Raw genomic sequence first — 14,097 nt, 5'->3', positions numbered from 1 at the left:
GTGCGCTGGGCGTCAGAAGTTTTTTCCCAGCGCCTCACGCAGCGTCGCCACGTCGAGCATCGCCTCGGCTAGCAGCTTCTTGAGCTTGCGGTTCTCCTCGTCGAGCGCCTTCAAGCGGCGCGCGTCCGAGATCTCCATGCCGCCGTAGCGCGAACGCCACGTGTAGAACGTCGCATCGCTGATGCCGTGGCGGCGGCAGATCTCAGTGACCGGCAGCCCAGCCTGCTGCTCCTTCAGGATGCCGATGATCTGCTCTTCGCTGAACCGGCTCTTCTTCATCGTCCGTCTCCTGATCGACGGCCTCTAGCTTCAGAATGAGGGCAGATCAGGGGGCAAGGTCAGCAGAGACCCAGCGTCTCCTCGATATCGCGAAGCGAACTGGTCGCTAGTGGTAAGGGCAAGAAGAGGCCTCACCCATTGGAAGCGGAATGGCCGCTCTCGGGAGATGGGCTAAGGTCTGCAGACCACCCCGAGCCGAACTTGCGGAGCGGCCGACGAACGACCGCTTTGGAGAAACGCAAATGGCGTTCCCGATGGCTGAGTTGGGTCGATAGGAGGCCGTCCGGTTTTGCGGCGGCCCCTCTCAGAAGCGGACCGGCAGCTTTCGGCCAGCTTCTGTCTCGCCAGTAGGCTCGTCGGGATAACTGGGGTGGGTGGATTTCTGCCTGTCCGCTTATGGTCGGCAATGCATGGAAGCGGACCTTGTCCACGCGCGCTTTTAATCAGCTCGGGAGCAGTCCCGCCTCCTGATAACTCCGGACCAAAGTGTCGAACAGATTTAGGTCCGCGCGGCTTCGAGCAATGATCTGAGCTCCGGCTACAGCAGCATAGATCGCGCGAGCTCTCGTCTCGCTGTCCTTCGGCTTCGCGAGCTTTGCAGCAACTAACTGCTCGCGTAGCCAAGCGGTGTTCACGTCAGCGAAGGTCTGAACCTCCTTCAAGACCCCATCAGGCAACACGTCATATTCTGTCGCCATGAAGCTGCTGAGGCACATGCGATTGTTGCGCTCCAGAGAGAGGCGAAAAATGCCAGGGTATTGCCGCAGCGCTTCTATCGGGCTCTGGGCATTCGTCGAAATAGCTTCAAGATCGCGTGCAATATCTTCCCAGTAGCGCCGTGCAACCGCCTCGCCGAGGATAGCCTTGTTTGCGAAGTAGTAGTTGATGCTTGCAGCCTTGATGCCGACCGCTTCCGCAAGGTCGCGAAAATTGATGCCGCCGTAGCCATAAGCCATCGCCGCTTCCCTTGCGGCCACGAGGATCGCCTCTCGCACATCCCTCTTCAACGTCGCTGCCATTTCCAACCTCCATCTGTCATATGGCAGACAGGGGTTGACAGCGCAAGATTGGGGTCATAGCTTTCTACCTGTCATCTGACAGACAGGCAATTTCTCAGGAAAGCGAGAGGACGATGTCCGACAAGCTCAAGCTCTACACCTCACCCTCGGCCTTCCCGAACCCGCAGCGACTGCGGATCTTCATGCACGAGAAGGGCATCGCCGACCGCTTCGACGCGACGATCTACGACATGTCACCGGTGGGCGAGCAGCGGGGCTGGAAGCACCTGAAGATGAACGCCTGGGGCGAGACGCCGACCCTCGCGCTCGCGGATGGCTCCTATCTCAGCGAGACCTCCGCAATCGCTCGCTACCTCGACGACACGTTCGAAGGCCGCAAGATCATGGGCGGGACTGCGCACGAGCGCGGCCTTGATCAGATGTGGGACAACCGGGTGTGGGTGCACATCCTCTATCCCATCGTCACCGCCTTCCATGTCCTGCACCAGGGTCTGGGCCCGAAGCTCGAACTGACCAGCAACCCCGCCTGGGGCGAGCATTCCCGCAAGGTGGCATTGACGCATGCTGGTCTCGTCGACCGGCATCTCGCCGACGGCCGCGAGTGGTTGCTGGGAGGCGATCAGCCGACGTTCTCGGACATCACGCTGGCGACGGCCATTGCGTTCTCCAAGTTCCCGGTGAACGCCACTCCGCTCGATGAGCGCTTCGAGCATCTCGATGCTTTCTGGCAGCGCTGGCAGACCCGGCCGACCTTCCTGGCCGCCTATGCCGACCGGAGCAGCGGTGTGCCGGAGATCGACAATCGTACCTGAGCGTCCGGCGGTCGGTCCCGGCTGCGGGCCGACCGCAATCCTGCCCGAGGAGGTCATCATGCCTTTTGCACGTATCGATCTGATCCAGGGGAAAAGCCCCGAGTACCGCACTGCTTTGGCGGACATCGTCTATCGAGGCATCGTCGACGTCCTCAAAGCACCCGATGGCGACCGCTTTGTGGTGGTTGGCGAGCACACAGCTGACAACCTCATCTATGATCCGCAATTTCTTGGCTTCAATCGGTCCCCAGACTTCATCTTAATCCAGGTAACTAGCACCGTCGGCAAAAAGAAGGATACTAAGTTTGCTTTCTATCGTTTCGTCGCCGACGAGCTGAAACTGAAGCTGAGCGTCAGACCAGACGACATCATGATCAACATGGTCTTTGTCGACAAGGAGGAATGGTCGTTCGGTGATGGTCAGCCGTGGTAACGACTTCCAATATCACCTCGGTCCTCAACTGCAGGGCCGCCGGTTATGACCGCTTTTGGGAAGCGCCGACGGTCATCGTAACAACTGGCATGGGTCGACCGCGGAAAGTCCCTTTGCGAGGGATCGGTCAACCTCCGCATCCCGCCCTCAGCGACATCTCCGCAGCCGCCGCTCCGAGGAATTTGAAAGCGGCCACCTCGAGGCCCACTCAGCGAGGCTAGCGCGCGTGAGGGATCGTCACGGCTAGGCAGTTTGGGTTAAAGCAGCATCCGGTTGGGCGTCCGACAGAAGGCGCCTGGGAGTTTGTAGGGAGCCAACTTGGCCGACGACGCCACGCTGCGCCGACTGCTCGCTGGTATCGCCCGGGGCGAGGCAAATCGGCTGGCCGAACTCTACGATCTCACGAGCCCGAAACTTTACGGCCTGATCCTGCGTATCCAGCGTGACCGTGGCTTGGCCGAGGACGTGCTTCAGGACGTCTACATGCGCATCTGGCAGGCCGCGGGCAGCTACAAGCCCGAGGCCGGCCCGCCGCTACCGTGGCTCTGCACCGTCGCCCGCAATCGCGCCATCGACAGCGTACGGCGGAAGGTCGAGCATCAGGGCCCGGAATTGGATACCGGCGAGGATTGGGTGGCGCGGCTGATCGATCCGCACGATGGGGCGGCAGATTTCATGGACCGGAACGCCCTCCTGGCCTGCCTCGGCCGTCTCGACCCCAAGCACCGGGACTGCGTCGTGCTGGCCTATTGCGAAGGGCAATCTCGGGAGGAGTTGGCGCGGCACTTCGACCGGCCGGTCAACACCATCAAGACTTGGCTGCACCGGTCACTCGCAGGCCTCAAGTCCTGCCTGGAGGCTGTCTCGTGAGCGGCAGCGGCCATCCCGGCATGGACCCGACGTCCGAGCATGACATGCGCGCGGCCGAGTACGCCCTCGGGACACTCGACGCGCGGGAGCGGGCGGCGCTGGAGCGCGAGGCGAGCCAAGACCCCGGCACGGCCAGCCGCATCCGCGAGTGGGAGCGGCGCCTGGCGCCGCTGATGGAGGCCGTGCCACCCGTGGCGTCGCCGCCGCGGGTCCGCGAAGCGCTGCTGCGCGCGCTGCCAGACGCGACCGACGTAGCGCGAGGTGAACTTCGCCGCCTGTGGCGGCAGGTGAGGCGCTGGCGGATCGCCGCGGCAGGGTCAGGCCTGCTCGCCGCGGGCCTCGCGCTGTTCGTGGCAGTCGGCCCGTCACGAACCCCGGCGGGAGGGCGCTATCTGGCTGTCGTGCAGGGAGGCGGGGCGCTGCCGGCGCTGATCGTGCGTGTCGACACGCAGACCGGCCTCGCAGAAGTCAGGCCCGTCGGTGCCGACGCGCCCGCCGGGCGGAGTCTGGAATTGTGGTACGTCGGCGCAGGAGGGGCAAAGCCACTCGGCCTCGTCGGAACGGCGCCGAGTCAGGTGAGGCTCCCGCAGGACACCGCACCGGACGGGGTAATCGCGGTCTCGGTCGAGCCGCCCGGAGGCTCACCGAGCGGCCAACCCACGGGTCCGGTGATCTACACCGGCAAGCTCATCGCCGAATGACCGGGCGCGGCGGGCACGCCTGCCGGCGCTCGCGTGATCTGAAAGGCCACGCGCTGTCGAAGCCCGCAGCCCTCACGGGCCGCGGGCACTGCGCGTTACGGCATCAGCACGGCGTTGATGACGTGGATGACGCCGTTCGACTGCATGACGTTCGGGATGGTCACCGTGGCGGTGTTGCCCTTCTGGTCGGTGACGAGAACCTTCTTGCCCTGCACCTCGACGGCGAGTGGTTCGCCCTCGACGGTGGTCAGCACGCCCTGTCCACCACCCTTCTTGGCCAGCGCCATCAGGTCCTTGGCGGTGTAGACACCCGGGACCACGTGATAGGTCAGGATCTTCGTCAGCGTCGCCTTGTTCTGCGGCTGCACGAGGCTTTCCACCGTGCCCGGCGGCAGCTTGGCGAAGGCGGCGTTGGTCGGGGCGAACACCGTGAACGGGCCCAGGCCGTTCAGCGTATCGACGAGGCCCGCGGCCTTCACGGCAGCGACGAGGGTGGTGTGATCCTTCGAATTGACCGCGTTCTCGACGATGGTCTTCTGGGCGTACATCGGCGCCCCGCCGACCATCGGGTTCTTGGCGTAGGCCGCGCCGCTGGCTCCGAGGCTGAGCGCGAGGGTCAGGGCGAGCGCCTGGGCCGTGCGGCGGCCGGTGTTCTGAGTGAGCATCGTCTTTCCTTCAGTCCGAACCCCGATGAACGGGGCAGTGTGGGCCCATACGAGGCCATCGGAGAGAAAGTTTCGCGGGATGAAGGCAAACGGCTGGGAGGCGATCGCCTCTGCTCCCATTCCGTCTGGACGAACCTGACATCGCCACAGACGGCGATTTTCAGCATCTGTCTTTGGTTCAAGGATCACGGTCCGAATGTCATCCCGAGCCGAAGTTGCCGGAAGGCTGACGAACGGCCGCTTTGGAGAAGCGCCGACGGCGGTCCGGGCGGCCGGGTAGGGTGGTTTTCCGTCGGTCTGCTATTGATCGGCAGCAGGGGAGAGCGGACATCGCGCCGCGCCTGCTTCCTACTGTCAACCGAAGACCAAGGGGCAGTCGGCCGCGACCTCGGCGGTTATTGCCTTCAGCCTCCAACGACCGGGGCACATCTTGAGAGGCTGAATGTCAGGCAAGCCGACCCGGGGGCGCCCGCTGCCTGATCTCTGTGTCCGCGAGGTAGGGACCGGTGCCACCGCGAGCGCCTGCGCGACGTGGCGGAGCTTGTCGGGATTGCGGGTAATGTAGATCGCGGTGATTTGGCCGTCCTCGATGGCGAGCGCAGTTGTTTGGAGAACGTCGCCGCGTTCGCGGCTGATATAGCCGGGCAAGCCGTCGATCCAGACGGGTTCGAGTATCTGCGCCCAGCCTTGCCCCCATTTGCGCCGCACACCCTCGAACATGCGCAGGAGGCGGTCCAATCCAGTGATGGGGTTGATGAAGGCCAAAACCTTGCCGCCGCCATCGGAGCGCAGCACCGCATTCTCGGCGAGAAGTGTACGCAGCGCTGCGGTGTCGCCGCTGGTGGATGCCGCGAAGAAGGCCTGTGCAATCCGCTCGCCCTCTTCGCGCTCTACGGGGAAGCGCGGACGCGCAGCCTCCACGTTCCGCCGTGCCCGGACGGCGAGTTGGCGCACGGCCGCCGCCTCCCGGTCAAGCGTGTCTGCCACCTCGCCGAGCGGCACGCCGAAGACGTCGTGGAGGAGAAATGCCGCCCGCTCGAGCGGCGACAGACGCTCCAGCGCCATCATCAGCGTCAGCGTTAGGTCATCTTTGTCCAGCCCATCCTCCTGGTTCTCGACGAGTGGATCGGGCAGCCAAGCGCCGACGTAGGTCTCCCGGCGGGCGCGGGCCGACTTCATCTCGTCGAGGCAGAGGCGCGTAACGATGCGCGCGAGGAACGGATAGGGAGCAGAGACCTTCGTCTGGTCCACCGCCACCCAGCGCAGCCAGGCATTCTGCACGACATCCTCCGCTTCGCTGCGCGAGCCAAGCATGCGGTAGGCGATGCGCAACAGCCGCGCGCGATGGACCTCGAAGGTCGCCGTGGCAATTTCGGCCTGCGACATGGCCCGTTCCTCGTAAACGAAGCCGGTTGAGCGAATGTGGATGACCATCGGCTATCCTCGCCGCCTTGAACAGCTGAGTTCCCGCGCCGCCGCTGTTAGGGTCGGTCCGGCGTCGTCAACACCCGGTCAGCCGTGTCCACGACGAAGACGGCGAGGAGCTTGGAGGGCTCGATGTCGCTGGCATTAGCGCTGACACCGTGGTGATCACCGGGCATTTCGACAAAGCTCTCCCCGACGCGGAAGACTTTCTCCGGGCCGTCGTTGATCCGGCTGCGCACCTCGCCCTCGATCACAGTTGCCGTGATGAAGGCAGATGCGGCGTGGGTGTGGGACGGTGAGGACCCGCCCGGACCGTACTCGACGAGGACGCCGCGCAGGCTCTTGCCGGGAACTGAAGGTAGTGGATGGTCAAAGATCGTCGTGACCCGGGCCTCGCCCCTCGCAACATCGGCCGCAATCGCGGGAACGACGGAGACGGCAACGAGGGCGCCCAGCAGAAATGCTCTGAACATGGAAGGGCCTTTCTTCGTGGATGAGGAGAAGCGCAGCGGTTCAGGCAGCAGCGAGCCAACTCTCGAACCGCGTCGGCCCGAGCCGTGCCGCTTCCGCATGCTCGGGAACAAGCGAACCCTTATCGAGCGCAGCGCCGAAGTAGCGCGCCGCCCTGTCGGCTAGCACCTCCCGACGGTCGCCGGTGGATGCGACCGAGTGGGCGACGAAGTCGCGGAACGGCAGGCGGTCCGGCCCGGCGATCTCGATCGTCGCGTTGCACGGGGGAGCAAGCGCGACTTCGGCGAGCGCTGCGGCTACATCGGCGGCGGCGATCGGCTGGAAGTCGGCATCGGGAACAACGATGCGGTCGCCTGCGACGGAAGCCTGGGCAATCGTCGCGACGAACTCGAAGAATTGCGTGGCCCGGACGACGGTGTAGGGAAGGTCAGAAGCTGCGATCAGTCGCTCCTGCGCGACCTTCGCGAGAAAGTATCCGTTCCCCTCCAGGCGGTCCGTGCCGACGATGGATAGGGCGACGTGATGTTTCACACCCGCTTCGCGCTCCGCGGCGAGGAGGTTGCGGCCAGAGCGCTCGAAGAAGTCGAGCACCGCCGCGCCCTCAAAGGACGGAGAGTTCGACACGTCAACGACGACGTCGGCTCCGGCAAGAACTTTGGCCAAGCCTTCGCCCGTCAGCGCATTCACCCCGCTGCTCGGCGAAGCCGCAATGGCCTCATGTCCTTGTCGCGACAGTTCGGCCGTCAGATGCCTGCCGATGAGGCCGCTTCCGCCAATCACCACGATCTTCATGGTTCCTGTCTCCTTGTTCGAGAACGGACGGGGCGGCTCCTTGCCGCATTCAGGCGTCCGTCGAACAAATGACGAGGCGGGTCCGTCCCAATGTGACATGCCCCGGAAAAAATCAGCGACGTGAGACGTGGAACTGCCGCCGGAGATCGATTGACATCCGCGGGAATGGGACGGCGCTGGCGCCGCCCCTGACGGAGCGCAGAACCGACTAAATTTGTGCCTGGACCGGGAGGCGGAAGGGTGCGCCGAGGCGGTTGAACGCGTTCATCGCCGCGATGGTGATCGTGAGGTCCACGAGATCCTTGGACGCGAATGCTGTGCTTGCCGCCGCATAGGCCTCATCGGAAGCGTGCGTATCGCCGACCAGCGTGACTTCCTCCGCCCACGCGAGCGCGGCGCGGTATTGGTCAGGAAACAGGTGAGGTACCTCGGCCCAGACCGGAACCAGAGCGACCTTCTCGAACGGCATCGTCTTAAGAAGATCCCGGGTGTGCAAGTCGATGCAGTGCGCGCAGCCATTAATCTGCGACACTCGCAGAAAGACGAGATGGATCAGCTCATTGGGTAGATCGGTGTCAGTGGTGATGTAGTGATGAATGCCATAGAGCGCTTTGGCCCCCTTCGGGGCCACCTCGTTCCAGACCAATCGCTTAATCTCGCTCATGTCTCGTCCTTGTGCTCGGAGCGCCGGCGATCGACGTTCGAAGCTATGACGAACCGATCTGCACGGTTGTGACATGCGATGCCGCCTTCTCTCACAAAGCGGATCATCTTCCAGCCGAGAGCATCTACGTCCGCTTCCAAGCGGGCCGAGCAGGTAGATTGACGACCTACATGGGTCGGGTGCGGAAGGGCTGCTCGGGGTGGATTTCCGCCGGTCCGCTTTCGGGCAGAAAGACACCGAGGCGGACGCAGCCTTCCCGGAGGCGGTAGGGCGAAAGTGTGCGCTTTGAGCTCAGGTCTCGATGAGGCATCGCCGGTCGGTAGCCCTTGCATGTTCGTGCAACTAGGGCACAGCCGAGCGTAAGCCGTACGAGGAAGCCAACGTGGCCGATGAACTTGACAGGTCGCGCGACGCGCCACTGGATCGGGCCCTGGCCATCCTGACCTTCGTGGCCGAGCAGCGGAAGGCACTGTCGGCGGCCGAGATCGCCTCGGCCCTCGCCCTGCCGCTTCCCACCGCGCATCGACTTATCGGCAACCTTGAGGACCGCGGTCTAATCCAGAAGGCCCTCGGCACGAAGCGCTATGTCGTCGGGAGCACGCTGGTCACCCTCTCGGCCAAGACCATCGGGGCAGCCTTCCGCACCGTGCGGCGGCACGCGGTCCTGAGCGCGGTGGCCGACCGGATCGGCGAGCAGTGCGAGATCGGCATCGTCCGCGACAACGCGGTGGCATACGTCGACAGCGTGCAGACGAAGCAACAGCAGGGCCTGCAGTTCAATCCCGGATCAGCCGCACCGCTCCACTGCACCTCGACGGGCAAGATCTACATGAGCCGGCTGCCTACCAAGGTCCGGCAACGACTCGCCCACTCCCTTCCGCTCGCGCAGTACACTCCGACGACCATCGCGGACCCGAAGACGCTTCTCGCTCAGCTCGACGTGATCCGGCGCAGGGGCTGGGCGAAAACCAACGAGGAATACGTACTCGGCGTCGTCGGCTGCGCCGTGCCCATCGTCTCGCCGAAGGGGGACCTGATCGCTTGCCTGGGCGTGTCGGTGCCCTCCGCCCGCGTCGGCTTCGAGGACCTCGACGCGTTCATCGAGCCCCTGCAGGAAGCGGCCGCCCTCCTGTCCAGCACCATCCTGCAAGACAACGAAGATTTCGATAATTCTCAATTTTCGGAATGAAAAATACCGCTGGATGATGATCCGGCTCGACGCGTAGCGGATGTAGTGTATTTTCTTGTCATGCCACTGACATGCCCGGCTTTTGGGCACGGATTGGCAGATAAATTAGCACTGCCGCCATTCAAAGCTTGAGATGGGTCGAAGGCTCGCCGGGACTTCCGGCGCAACGCCTCGTCGCGTCTGCGCTACCGGAGGGTATCATGACCCAGCACTACGACGTCGCCGCCGTTCGTCAGGCGTTTCCGGCCGCCGAGCACGTGGTCTATCTCGACAGCGGCTTCCAGACCCCGCTCTCCCGCCCCGTGAAGGAGGCGTACGAGCGCTTCCTGCGCGAAGGGTTCGAGACCGCCGGCCCCAAGCAAGTCTGGCTCAGCCGCCTCGAAGAGACCCGCGCCAAGGTCGCGACGCTGCTCGGCGCGCAGCCCCACGAGATCGCATTCACCAAGAACACCTCGGAGAGCATGAACATCGCCGCCAACGCGCTGCCGCTGAAGGCCGGCGACAAGGTGCTGATGATCCACGGCGACCATCCGAACAACGCCTACGCCTTCCTCAACCTGAAGAAGAAGGGCGTCGAGGTCGTGTTCATCCCGATGACCCAGGTGGTGAACGCCGACAGCTTCCGCTCGCACATCGACGACAGGACGCGGGCGATCTCCATGTCGCACGTCACCTTCCACGCCGGCCATCGGTTCGATGTCGAGAGCGTCGGCGAGCTTTGCGAGCGGCACGGCCTCTACTTCGTCGTCGATGTGATGCAGGGCATCGGCGTGACGCCCATCGACGCCAAGACGATGAAGGCGACCTTCATCGGCTCGGGCACCCACAAGGGCCTGCTGGTGCCCCAGGGGTTGGGCCTGCTCTACTGGGACTCCTCCAAGATCGAGATGGAGCCGGCCTACCTCGCCGCGGCCAGCCTCGCCGAGCCGCCGACCGACTTCATCGCCCGCGAGGACAACATGGCCCTGCCGGCGACGGCGGGCCGGTTCGAGCTCGGCAACTACAACCTCCCGGCCATCCAGGGCCTGGGTGCCGCCATCGACCTCATCAACACGGTCGGCATCGAGAACATCGAGGGCCACTGCTTCGACCTCGGCGACTACCTCATCGAGCGCCTCGACGAACTCGATGTCGGCCTGGTCGGCCCGCGCGACCGCCAGCACCGCGCGCCGCATATCTACGTCATCGCCCTGCCGGCGGCAGAGTGGCTCGACTACTTCACGCAGAACGGCATCCGCGTCTCGCCCGAGCGCGACGGCATCCGGGTGTCGCTCGGGATGTTCAACACCACGGCGGACATCGATCGGCTGATCGAGGCGGTCCGCGCCCGCAACGTGCCCTCGACGCAGGCGCGCACGGCTGTGCTGTCCAAGCTCGGATAGGCCGACGGGCCTCTCCAATCCTGATCGTTTCCGGCAGCCGAGACGCAATAAAAACAAGCGCCACGCTCGATTGCCGCTCCACTCGGTGGCGCGGAGGACGACGTCATGCAGGTGAGCAGCAAACCTCACGCCTCGAACAGGCTGACCACATACATCATGGTCAGCTTGTTCCTCGGAATATCGACCGGTTACCTGTGCAAAACTTTCGCGACGCCGGCCGAGGCCAAGGCAATTGCCGGGTACTTTACCATCGTGTCGGACGTCTTCCTGCGCATGATCAAGATGATCATCGCACCGCTGGTGTTCGCCACCATCGTCTCCGGCATCTCCAGCCTCGGCGCGAGTGGCGGCGCCGTTGGCCGGGTAGCCTTCAAGGCGCTGGGCTGGTTCATCACCGCCTCCGTGGTGTCCCTGTCCATCGGCCTCCTGCTCGCCAACCTCCTGCATCCCGGTCACGGCCTGAACCTGCCGCTCCCTGAAGCCAGCGCCACCATGAACCTGCAGACCGGTGCCCTGAACCTCAAGGATTTCGTGGCGCACGTCGTGCCCGTCAGCATCGTCCAGGCGATGGCGACCAACGAGGTGCTTCAGATCCTCGTCTTCTCCGTCTTCTTCGGCTTCGCCCTGAGCTCCGTGAAGACCTCGCTCGCCCCGACCGTCGCCAAGTCGATCGACGAGATCGTCCCGATCATGCTCAAGTTCACCGACTACGTGATGCGCTTCGCGCCGGTCGGCGTGTTCGCCGCGATGGCGGCCGTCATCACCACGCAGGGCGTCGGCGTGCTGGTGACCTACGGGAAGTTCGTCAGCGCCTTCTACTTCGGCTTCGCGGTTCTCTGGGTCGTCATCATCGCGGCCGGAACCGTGGTGCTCGGCGGGGCGATCAAGACCCTGCTGCGCCTGCTGCGGCAACCGATGATGATCGCCTTCTCCACGTCGAGCAGCGAGGCCGCCTTCCCGAAGATGGTCGAGCAGTTGATGAAGTTCGGCGTCTCGGAGCGCATCACCGGCTTCGTGCTGCCGCTGGGCTACTCGTTCAATCTAGACGGCTCGATGATGTACCAGACCTTCGCGGCCCTGTTCGTCGCGCAGGCCTTCGGCATCGAGATGGACCTCTCGACGCAGATCACCATGCTGCTGGTCCTGATGGTGACCAGCAAGGGCATCGCCGGCGTGCCCCGGGCCTCCCTAGTCGTGGTGGCGGCGACGATCCCCTCGTTCAACCTCCCCACCGCCGGTCTCGTCCTGCTGGTCGGCATCGACGCCTTCCTCGACATGGGCCGCACCATGACGAACGTCATCGGCAACGGTGTCGCGACCGCCGTCGTCGCCAAGTGGGAGAACGAGCTCGGCGCCCCGGTCGAGGACGATGCCGAGTTCCTGTCCCCGGTCGGCGTCGTGACGCCGACCGGCGCGGCTCAAAGTGCTTCAGCCTAGCCGACCAAACCCGTCCCGCGGCGCGCGCCGTGTGGTCAGGCCCCCCGAGACCCGACCGAGGTCCGTATCTATCCAGAGGAGATGATCGATGTTTCAGGGCAAGAACTTCGTACGGCTGTCTTGCGCGCTCGCACTCGGCCTCGCCGCCACGGCGGCATCGGCCGAGAGCCCGATGCTGGCCAAGATCAAGCGAACCGGCAGCGTGACGCTCGGCTACCGGGAGTCCTCGATCCCGTTCTCCTATCTCGACAACGGCCAGAAGCCCGTAGGCTTCTCCCTCGACCTGTGCGCGCAGGTCGTCGACAGGATCAAAACCGACCTCAAGCTCGACAAGCTCGCAGTCAAGCTTCAGCCGGTCGACTCGTCCAACCGCATCCCGCTCATCCAGAACGGGACCATCGACATGGAATGCGGGGCGACGTCGAGCAGCCCCGCCCGGCTGAAGCAGGTCTCCTTCACGGTCGCGATCTTCGTCTCGTCGGCGCGGTGGCTGACCAAGGTCTCCTCCGGCATCCACGACGTGAAGGGGCTCGACGGCAAGACCGTGGTCGTCACGCAGGGCTCGAACGCCACCGGCTTCGCGTTCGGCATCAAGGCCAAGGGCGGCACGTTCAACATCATCCAGGGCAAGGACCATGCAGAGTCCATGCTGACGCTCCAGAGCGGGCGCGCCGCCGCCTTCATGGAGGACGACATTCTACTCGCCAGCCTGAAGGCTCGCGCGCCCGATCCCGCCGCGTACGCCTTCCTGCCCGAGACGTACACGCTGGTGCCCTACGGGCTGATGCTGCCAAAGGACGACCCCGAGTTCAAGGCGCTCGCCGACGACGTCCTCAAGGGCATGATGGCGTCGGGTGCCTTCACCAAGCTCTACGCCAAGTGGTTCGAAAGCCCGATCCCGCCCCACAACGAGAACCTGAACTTCCCGATGTCCGACGCTCTGAAGGAGCGCGTCGCGCACCCGAGCGACTCGGTCGATTTCTGACCGGCGGCAGACGACGATGGGTTCGACGCGGCGATTGCGGGCCGAGCATTTCCGACAGGGGGCCACCCACATGTCCAAGACACAGACTGACGTGAGCCAGGACGGAAGTGCTCCGGTCGCGGAAGTCCCGATGGAGCGAAATCCGCCCACCGAGCTCGCGGTCGCCACCGTCCGCACCGTGGATCTCGACACCGCCAAGACGCGCTCCGAGCACGACCTGCTCGGTGACGGCGATGTCCCGGCCGACGCCCTCTGGGGCATCCACACCAAGCGCGCGGTGACGAACTTCCCGATCACCGGCGTCCCGGTCGGTCACTTTCCGGAGTTCGTCCGGGGCCTCGCGCTGGTCAAGCAAGCGGCGGCCCGAGCCAACAAGCGCCTCGGGTATCTCGATGCGACGAAGGCCGACGCCATCGATCGCGCCTGCATCAAGGTCGCGACCGAGGCCCGCTACGCCGAATCCTTCGTCGTCGACGCCATCCAGGGCGGGGCCGGCACCTCGACGAACATGAACGCCAACGAGGTCATCGCCAACGTCGCCCTCGGTCTGATGGGCAGGAAGCCCGGCGACTACGCCGCGCTTCACCCCAACGACGACGTCAACATGGCGCAGTCGACCAACGACGCCTACCCGACTGCTCTGCGTGAATCGCCCCGGGTTTTCCGGAGGCCGTTTGGTTTGGCTCAGGCGGCCAAGGCTTGGACCTCGGCCTGGGCATAATAGCGTGCCTCCGCCTCGGCGGGAGGGATGTGGCCGATTGGTTCGAGCAGCCGACGGTGGTTGAACCAGTCCACCCATTCCAGCGTGGCGTACTCGACCGCCTCAAAGGACCGCCACGGCCCGCGTCGATGGATGACCTCCGCCTTGAACAGGCCGATCACCGTCTCGGCGAGAGCGTTATCGTACGAGTCGCCAACACTGCCGACGGAGGGTTCGACGCCCGCCTCGGCCAAGCGCTCGGTGTAGCGGATG

The 14,097-nt window shown here is 64.6% G+C and carries 15 protein-coding genes and 2 pseudogenes; 9 read left to right on the top strand and 8 right to left on the bottom strand.

Going from position 1 to position 14,097, the window contains the following annotated elements; translation table 11 throughout:
• Positions 1-21: 21 nt before the first annotated feature.
• Positions 22-279 (bottom strand): annotated as a pseudogene (locus C4T42_RS30835) (transposase); the annotation flags it as partial.
• Between the two features lie 443 nt (positions 280-722).
• Positions 723-1,298 carry a TetR/AcrR family transcriptional regulator gene (locus C4T42_RS30830; RefSeq protein ID WP_020096567.1) on the bottom strand — a complete coding sequence of 192 codons (576 nt, stop codon included), beginning with the start codon at positions 1,296-1,298 and terminating at the stop codon, positions 723-725.
• A 113-nt stretch (positions 1,299-1,411) separates the two neighbouring features.
• On the opposite strand from C4T42_RS30830, the gene C4T42_RS30825 reads away from it, so the two are divergent.
• From C4T42_RS30825 to C4T42_RS30810, 4 genes are all read left to right on the top strand, one after another.
• Complete coding sequence (locus tag C4T42_RS30825; RefSeq protein ID WP_020096568.1) at positions 1,412-2,110, top strand: glutathione S-transferase C-terminal domain-containing protein; 699 nt, start codon at positions 1,412-1,414, stop codon at positions 2,108-2,110.
• Positions 2,111-2,168: 58 nt separating this feature from the next.
• Positions 2,169-2,543 (top strand): tautomerase family protein, encoded by a 375-nt coding sequence (locus C4T42_RS30820; protein WP_020096569.1) that lies wholly within the window; start codon positions 2,169-2,171, stop codon positions 2,541-2,543.
• A 318-nt stretch (positions 2,544-2,861) separates the two neighbouring features.
• Positions 2,862-3,413 carry a sigma-70 family RNA polymerase sigma factor gene (locus C4T42_RS30815; protein ID WP_020096570.1) on the top strand — a complete coding sequence of 184 codons (552 nt, stop codon included), beginning with the start codon at positions 2,862-2,864 and terminating at the stop codon, positions 3,411-3,413.
• On the top strand, positions 3,410-4,114 hold the full coding sequence (locus C4T42_RS30810) for an anti-sigma factor (protein ID WP_244603331.1): 705 nt from the start codon (positions 3,410-3,412) through the stop codon (positions 4,112-4,114). The genes C4T42_RS30815 and C4T42_RS30810 overlap by 4 nt, the downstream gene beginning before the upstream one ends.
• A 95-nt stretch (positions 4,115-4,209) precedes the next feature.
• Here the strand turns inward: C4T42_RS30810 and C4T42_RS30805 are convergent, their stop codons facing one another.
• The 5 genes from C4T42_RS30805 to C4T42_RS30785 all read right to left on the bottom strand — a co-directional run bounded on the left by C4T42_RS30805 (position 4,210) and on the right by C4T42_RS30785 (position 8,131).
• Entirely contained in the window at positions 4,210-4,779 is a 570-nt protein-coding gene (locus tag C4T42_RS30805; RefSeq protein ID WP_020096572.1) for a fasciclin domain-containing protein, read from the bottom strand.
• 354 nt (positions 4,780-5,133) lie between these two features.
• Entirely contained in the window at positions 5,134-6,165 is a 1,032-nt protein-coding gene (locus tag C4T42_RS30800) for a sigma-70 family RNA polymerase sigma factor (RefSeq protein WP_210202162.1), read from the bottom strand.
• Between the two features lie 95 nt (positions 6,166-6,260).
• A complete protein-coding gene (locus C4T42_RS30795; protein ID WP_020095491.1) occupies positions 6,261-6,677 on the bottom strand; it encodes a cupin domain-containing protein in 417 nt (138 codons plus the stop codon).
• A gap of 40 nt (positions 6,678-6,717) precedes the next feature.
• Positions 6,718-7,467 (bottom strand): NAD(P)H-binding protein, encoded by a 750-nt coding sequence (locus C4T42_RS30790; RefSeq protein ID WP_103986528.1) that lies wholly within the window; start codon positions 7,465-7,467, stop codon positions 6,718-6,720.
• A gap of 208 nt (positions 7,468-7,675) precedes the next feature.
• A complete protein-coding gene (locus C4T42_RS30785) occupies positions 7,676-8,131 on the bottom strand; it encodes a carboxymuconolactone decarboxylase family protein (RefSeq protein WP_020095489.1) in 456 nt (151 codons plus the stop codon).
• Positions 8,132-8,513: 382 nt separating this feature from the next.
• Between C4T42_RS30785 and C4T42_RS30780 the strand changes: the two genes are divergently transcribed.
• From C4T42_RS30780 to C4T42_RS30760, 5 genes and pseudogenes are all read left to right on the top strand, one after another.
• Positions 8,514-9,320, top strand: a complete 807-nt coding sequence (locus C4T42_RS30780) for an IclR family transcriptional regulator (RefSeq protein WP_042675017.1) — start codon at positions 8,514-8,516, stop codon at positions 9,318-9,320.
• Between the two features lie 200 nt (positions 9,321-9,520).
• Positions 9,521-10,702: an aminotransferase class V-fold PLP-dependent enzyme gene (locus C4T42_RS30775; RefSeq protein WP_083916306.1), complete on the top strand. Its 1,182-nt coding sequence runs from the start codon at positions 9,521-9,523 to the stop codon at positions 10,700-10,702.
• 105 nt (positions 10,703-10,807) lie between these two features.
• Complete coding sequence (locus tag C4T42_RS30770) at positions 10,808-12,139, top strand: dicarboxylate/amino acid:cation symporter (RefSeq protein ID WP_103986527.1); 1,332 nt, start codon at positions 10,808-10,810, stop codon at positions 12,137-12,139.
• 88 nt (positions 12,140-12,227) lie between these two features.
• On the top strand, positions 12,228-13,124 hold the full coding sequence (locus tag C4T42_RS30765; protein WP_103986526.1) for an amino acid ABC transporter substrate-binding protein: 897 nt from the start codon (positions 12,228-12,230) through the stop codon (positions 13,122-13,124).
• Between the two features lie 130 nt (positions 13,125-13,254).
• Positions 13,255-13,770, top strand: a pseudogene (locus tag C4T42_RS30760) (lyase family protein); the annotation flags it as partial.
• Between the two features lie 38 nt (positions 13,771-13,808).
• On the opposite strand, the gene C4T42_RS30755 reads toward C4T42_RS30760, so the two are convergent.
• On the bottom strand, positions 13,809-14,097 hold a 289-nt coding region (locus C4T42_RS30755; protein ID WP_146074094.1), incomplete at its 5' end, for an integrase core domain-containing protein.

This window comes from Methylobacterium sp. 190mf (assembly GCF_900107945.1).
Classification (GTDB): Bacteria; Pseudomonadota; Alphaproteobacteria; order Rhizobiales; family Beijerinckiaceae; genus Methylobacterium.
The sequence above is the reverse complement of the archived record's forward strand: the minus strand, read 5'-3'. Positions and strand labels throughout refer to the sequence as shown.

What these genes read in the sequence shown, in the direction of transcription:
- C4T42_RS30830 (WP_020096567.1), bottom strand. Translation starts at nt 1,298, where the DNA reads ATGGCAGCGACGTTGAAGAGGGATGTGCGAGAGGCGATCCTCGTGGCC.
- C4T42_RS30825 (WP_020096568.1), top strand. Translation starts at nt 1,412, where the DNA reads ATGTCCGACAAGCTCAAGCTCTACACCTCACCCTCGGCCTTCCCGAAC.
- C4T42_RS30820 (WP_020096569.1), top strand. Translation starts at nt 2,169, where the DNA reads ATGCCTTTTGCACGTATCGATCTGATCCAGGGGAAAAGCCCCGAGTAC.
- C4T42_RS30805 (WP_020096572.1), bottom strand. Translation starts at nt 4,779, where the DNA reads ATGCTCACTCAGAACACCGGCCGCCGCACGGCCCAGGCGCTCGCCCTG.
- C4T42_RS30800 (WP_210202162.1), bottom strand. Translation starts at nt 6,165, where the DNA reads ATGTCGCAGGCCGAAATTGCCACGGCGACCTTCGAGGTCCATCGCGCG.
- C4T42_RS30795 (WP_020095491.1), bottom strand. Translation starts at nt 6,677, where the DNA reads ATGTTCAGAGCATTTCTGCTGGGCGCCCTCGTTGCCGTCTCCGTCGTT.
- C4T42_RS30790 (WP_103986528.1), bottom strand. Translation starts at nt 7,467, where the DNA reads ATGAAGATCGTGGTGATTGGCGGAAGCGGCCTCATCGGCAGGCATCTG.
- C4T42_RS30785 (WP_020095489.1), bottom strand. Translation starts at nt 8,131, where the DNA reads ATGAGCGAGATTAAGCGATTGGTCTGGAACGAGGTGGCCCCGAAGGGG.
- C4T42_RS30775 (WP_083916306.1), top strand. Translation starts at nt 9,521, where the DNA reads ATGACCCAGCACTACGACGTCGCCGCCGTTCGTCAGGCGTTTCCGGCC.
- C4T42_RS30770 (WP_103986527.1), top strand. Translation starts at nt 10,808, where the DNA reads ATGCAGGTGAGCAGCAAACCTCACGCCTCGAACAGGCTGACCACATAC.
- C4T42_RS30765 (WP_103986526.1), top strand. Translation starts at nt 12,228, where the DNA reads ATGTTTCAGGGCAAGAACTTCGTACGGCTGTCTTGCGCGCTCGCACTC.